This is a genomic window from Chitinophaga sp. (genome assembly GCF_036566945.1).
In the GTDB taxonomy this organism is placed as follows: Bacteria; Bacteroidota; Bacteroidia; order Chitinophagales; family Chitinophagaceae; genus Chitinophaga.
Window position 1 is genome coordinate 1 of the sequence record NZ_DATCVJ010000422.1, and the last position, 5,560, is coordinate 5,560.

Annotated in this window: 6 protein-coding genes; all 6 read right to left on the reverse strand. The window is 46.5% G+C overall.

Annotated features, from left to right (window positions below; all coding sequences use genetic code 11):
* Positions 1-458 (reverse strand): chorismate synthase (locus VIP81_RS12565; protein ID WP_331960796.1); only part of this gene is annotated, 458 nt, incomplete at its 3' end.
* 76 nt (positions 459-534) lie between these two features.
* Positions 535-1,797, reverse strand: a complete 1,263-nt coding sequence (gene aroA / locus VIP81_RS12570) for a 3-phosphoshikimate 1-carboxyvinyltransferase (protein WP_331960799.1) — start codon at positions 1,795-1,797, stop codon at positions 535-537.
* A gap of 40 nt (positions 1,798-1,837) precedes the next feature.
* Complete coding sequence (gene aroB, locus VIP81_RS12575) at positions 1,838-2,863, reverse strand: 3-dehydroquinate synthase (protein ID WP_331960802.1); 1,026 nt, start codon at positions 2,861-2,863, stop codon at positions 1,838-1,840.
* 136 nt (positions 2,864-2,999) lie between these two features.
* Positions 3,000-4,103, reverse strand: coding sequence for a bifunctional 3-deoxy-7-phosphoheptulonate synthase/chorismate mutase type II (locus tag VIP81_RS12580; protein WP_331960805.1), 1,104 nt, complete (start codon positions 4,101-4,103; stop codon positions 3,000-3,002).
* Positions 4,104-4,136: 33 nt separating this feature from the next.
* Positions 4,137-4,979: a prephenate dehydrogenase gene (locus tag VIP81_RS12585; RefSeq protein ID WP_133810174.1), complete on the reverse strand. Its 843-nt coding sequence runs from the start codon at positions 4,977-4,979 to the stop codon at positions 4,137-4,139.
* A partial coding sequence (locus tag VIP81_RS12590) for a pyridoxal phosphate-dependent aminotransferase (RefSeq protein ID WP_331960810.1) occupies positions 4,976-5,560 on the reverse strand: 585 nt, incomplete at its 5' end. The genes VIP81_RS12590 and VIP81_RS12585, both read right to left, overlap by 4 nt.

The window sequence follows — 5,560 nt, forward strand, 5'->3', positions numbered from 1 at the left end:
ATGGTGGCATTTACCTGTATATCGTTACCTAAAATTTTCTTTGCAATTACCCCGGCTGCTACCAGGTTGAGGGTCAGCCTGCCGCTGAAATGTCCGCCGCCACGAAAGTCTTCAAAGCCTCCGAATTTTTCGGTTGCCACAAAGTCGGCATGCCCGGGACGCGGGAACTCACGCAGTTTGTCGTAGTCCGCACTGCGGGTATTATTATTTTCAAAGAGAATAGTCACTGGTGCACCGGTAGTGTGGTCGTTAAACACGCCGGATTTGATGAAGGGCAGGTCTTCCTCCTTGCGGGGCGTAGTACCTCTGGAGCCACCTTTGCGGCGTTCCAGGTCCGCCAGAAAATCTTCCTGTTTTAATGGCAAACCAGCAGGGATGCCATCTATATTTACGCCAACACTGGCGCCATGCGATTCTCCAAAAACATTTACCCTGAATAATCTGCCAAAACTGTTCACACGCTGATAATTTAAAGTGAAAAAACACCTTTTGCTGTTAGCCTTTAGAGAGATGTTAAACGCTAACAGCTAAAAGCTAAACGCTTACCGCTACCTTACCACCTAACAATGCCAGGTGATCATAAAATTCCGGATAGGATTTATTGATCGCCTCTGCATTATCAATGATTACCGGACCATCTGCCGTGAGCGCTGCTACTGCACAGGCCATTGCAATGCGGTGGTCGTTATGTGAATGTACCTGCGCTCCTTTGATACCGGTACCACCATGTACCAGCATGATATCGCCCTGCAGGTCTATTTTAATACCCATCTTGCCAAATTCTGCCTGCAGTGTTAAACCGCGATCGCTTTCTTTATGTGCCAGACGGCTTACCCCTTTAATTTTCGTAGTACCGTTACAGTTAGCCGCCAATGCTACCAGTGGAGGAAACAGATCCGGGCAATCAGTAGCATCTATTTCAAATGGTTGCAGTCCGCCTTTCTCGATGTTGACGGTAAATACGCCAGACATCATTTGTGCGCCTGCTTTCTCCAGGGCTTCCAGTATAGCTTTATCTGACTGTGCAGAGGCCACATTCAGATGTTGTACTTCTGCTTTACCGGCTACCGCTGCTGCTACCAGCAGGAATGCGGCGCCGCTCCAGTCACCTTCCACCGTATAGTCGCAGGCGTTATATGCCTGTTGCTTTCCGAAATGGAATGTTTCAAAATTCTTTTCTTCCACCTGTACACCAAAGTGTGCCATGAGTTGCAGGGTTAACGCAATGTATGGTTTACTTTTCAGGTCTGTTACCGTAATGGTCACGTCTTCTGCAGCCGCGCCATAAGCCATAAGCAGGCCGGTGAGGAACTGTGAACTCAGTGAACCATCGATGGTAATATTTTTAGGTTTTAAAGGACCCTGTATATGCAGGGGCAGTTTACCACCTTGTGTCTTACATTTCACATCCAGCTGCGGCAATACCTGTTCGAAGAAGTCCATAGGACGGGTAGTTAAGCTACCATGTCCTTCGATGGTAATAGGCAGGGATGACATGGCTGCGATGGGGGTAAACATACGAATACCTAAACCGGATTCACCACAGTTGATTTCATCATAAAACGGTGCTACACCGTTGCTGGTGATTTCAAAATAGTCGAATTCACGTTTGATTTTAGCTCCCAGATTTTCGGCTACTTCCAATGCTGCCAGGCAGTCATTACTCAAACCCGGGTTACGGATAATGGTAGTTCCTTTTGCCAGCAAAGCTGCTGCCACAGCGCGTTGCATAGCACTTTTAGAAGGATTGGCCGTAACGGTGCCGGTAATGGTGGCTGGTGATACAGTAACTTGCATATGTATATTTCGTCCGCCTTTAAATTGATTAGAAAAAATTTTACAACTCCTGCAGTAACAACTTCAGTTCTGCAATGGGTATGGGCATGGTGGTAGCCTTGCCTGTTTGCTCCAGTAGTACAAAATGTATAACGTCTTTCTCCCGTTTTTTATCCAGTTTAAAGATGTCAAACACTGCTTCCTTATCAGAAGTAAAAGCTACCGGTAACTGATAGTCGCTGATTAGCTTTATCAGGCGAATGGTTTCTGCTGCAGGAAAATTCATTAGCTTCTCTGAAAAACGGGCGGCTGCTACCATCCCTATTGCCACTGCTTTGCCGTGTGCAATATGTTCCAGCTTTTCCACTGCATGACCAAGGGTATGACCGAAGTTAAGCCAGCGGCGTGGACCGGTTTCCAGCTCATCTTCCAGCACTACTTTTGTTTTTGCGGCCACCGATTTCTCTACCAGGTATTTCAGTACTGCCACATCGCGCGACAATGCTTTTTCCTTGTTTTGTTCAAGAAAATCAAACAGCTCCGCATCCATGATACAGGCGTATTTAATGATCTCTGCAAAACCGTTATGCCATTCTTCTGCCGGCATAGTGAGCGGTAAGGTATAGTCGAACAAAATAAACTGCGGCTGACGGATAATGCCCAGCAGGTTTTTATGTTTACCATGACTCACCCCGTTTTTGCCACCAATGGAAGCATCTACCTGGGCCAGCAATGTAGTGGGTACAAATCCGAAAGGAATACCGCGCATATAAATGCTGGCAGCAAATCCGGCCACATCTGTGATCATGCCGCCGCCAATACCTACCAGGGTGGTTTTACGATCAGCCTCATGTGCCGTTAAACCATCAATGATCGTTTCAACGGTGTCCATGTTCTTCAACTCCTCTCCTGCCGGCACCACAATTTTCTTCCAGTTGTGCAGATGATGACCGTGATGTCGTTCCACATTTTCATCTATTACCAGGACTGCTCTGTTACGGTCTACATGATTGCCCAGTTGCAGCAGGCTTTCCCCTAAAAAATAGATGGTTTCCTGTTGTTCAAACTGGTGGATCTGTTTTAGCATTTAGCTGTTAGCTTTTAGCTGTTAGCAAATAGCTCTTAGCTGTTAGCTGTTAGCTGTTAGCAAATGCAGCGAAGATTAACATATTACGATCTCCGCTGCATTTGCTAACAGCTAACAGCTAAAAGCTAAAAGCTTTCTATTTCTCTTCGTTCATCACTTTGTTCTGGCGATTGATAGATTCCAGGTGAACTGCATCGAAATATTTCACGATGAAATCTTTGGTGAGGCCCAGTTTTTCGCCTTTGGCAACTGCGCGGTCCAGGATTTCATTCCAGCGGTTTGTTTGCAGGATGGTGATGTTGTTTTCTTTCTTGTATACGCCGATTTTTTCAGCAATTTTCATACGGTTGCCGAGCAACAGCATAATTTCATCATCTACCTGATTAATCTGCGCGCGCAGTTTTTCCAGGGCAGAGTTGAAGTCTTTTTTATCGGTATGTTCTCTTCTCCAAACGATACCGTCCAGCAGGTCAGCCAGTTTTTCCGGTGTAATTTGTTGTTTGGCATCGCTCCAGGCGTTGTCCGGATCAACGTGTGTTTCCAGCATCAGACCATCGTAATCCAGGTCAATGGCTTCCTGAGAAACTTCCTGTAAGATATCGCGGCGGCCGGAGATGTGAGAAGGATCGCAGATCATTGGCAGTTCAGGCATACGACGTTTTAGCTCAATAGCCAGGTGCCACATCGGCGCATTACGGTATTGTGTATTGCCATAGCTGGAGAAACCACGGTGGATTAAACCTACTTTATTGATACCTGCTTTCTGAATTCTTTCTACGGCACCGATCCACAGTTCCAGATCAGGATTGATAGGATTCTTAATTAATACGGTAGTATCCACACCTCTCAGCGCATCAGCTACTTCCTGCACGGAGAAAGGGTTTACTGTAGTACGTGCTCCTACCCACAAAATATCTACACCAAAATGCAGCGCATCTTCTACCTGTTTAGCAGTAGCTACTTCCACTGCCAGTGGTAAACCGGTGATTTCGCGGGCTTTTTGCAGCCATGCGAGGCCCTTGGTACCAATTCCTTCGAAAGAACCGGGACGGGTACGGGGTTTCCAGATACCAGCGCGCAGTACGTCTACTTTACCTGTTTTTTGCAGGGCCAGTGCGGTGGCTAATACCTGCTCTTCGGTTTCTGCACTGCAGGGTCCGGAAATGATCAACGGCTTTTTATCGGAAGACGGATCGGAGAATTTGGTTTTAGATAATATCTGTTCCATTGTCTGTACCATAGTATTGAAGTTAAGTAGATTATCAGAATTAAGTTATTTCAGGATCTTCCTGATTTTATTGGATTTTTGAATCAATTTATAAAACGTATCGTAGTCTTCTGTTTCGAGCAATGTTTTCATTTGCTGTAACTGGTTGATATGTTCTTCCAGTACATCCAGCACATTGTTTCGGTTGTGCTTGAAGATGGGTACCCACATATCAGGAGAGCTTTTCGCGAGGCGAACGGTAGATTCAAAACCACCGCTGGCCAGTTCAAAAATGCGACCTGATTCCTTCTCTTTTTTTAGCACGGTGAGTGCCAGTGCAAAAGAGGTGATGTGAGAAATATGCGACACATAGGCGGTGTGCAGATCATGTTCTTCCGCATTCATATATACGGTGCGCATCTGCAGTTGGTCTACCATGTTTTCCACTACCTCCAGGGCATCTTCATCGCTGTTTTTCACATCGCATAATACCATGGTTTTGTGTACAAAAAGATTGCGTACAGCTGCATCGGGGCCGGAATACTCGGTGCCGGCCATCGGGTGGGCAGCTACGAAGCGACCTCTGTGGGGATGACCGGCAACGAGTTGCAATATTTTTTCTTTGGTAGAACCTACGTCCATAATTACCTGGCCGGGGCGTGCTTTGTCCATGATGCCGGGCAATGCCTGCAGCACGGCGTCAACGGGAATGGCCAGTACCACCAGGTCGGAGCGAAGCATGGCTTCGTCCAGGGTAGCCCCCTCATCGATGATGTTCAGGTCCAGGGCACGCTGCAGGTGTTCCTGGTTCTGATCTACCCCGATGATCCGCTCCGCCACGCCTTTTTCCTTCAGCGTGATGGCGAGTGAGCCACCTATTAAACCGGTACCTATTATTGTTACGATCATTGTATGTTTGTTTTGATGCGTGCTATCGCTTCTTCGAAAACTTTTTCATCCTGGCAAAGACTCACCCTGATATAGCCGTTACCGTTACTACCGAATATTCCTCCGGGCGTAATAAATACACGGGCTTTTTGCAGTATTTCATCCGTCAGCGTATAGCCATTTTCGTTAGTAGCAGGTATTTTTGCCCATACGAACATGCCTACCTGGTTTTTATCATAAGTGCAATGCAGCAGATCCAGTAATTGAAATACTTTTTCGCGGCGTGCACGGTAAATTTTATTCAGGTCATCGTACCAGTCTTTCCCCAGCTGCAAAGCCTTTACTGCGGCCATTTGCATAGGCTGAAACATACCGGAATCCATATTGCTTTTAAAGCGCAATACTTCAGCAATCCATTCTGCCTTACCAACGAGCATGCCTATACGCCAGCCTGCCATGTTAGACGATTTACTGAGGGAGTTCAATTCCAGTACCACGTCTTTAGCGCCTTCAAACTGCAGCAAACTTTCCGGTTGTTCATTTAAAATGAAGCTGTATGGATTATCGTGGCAGATGAGGATGTTATGTTGTTTCGCAAAAGT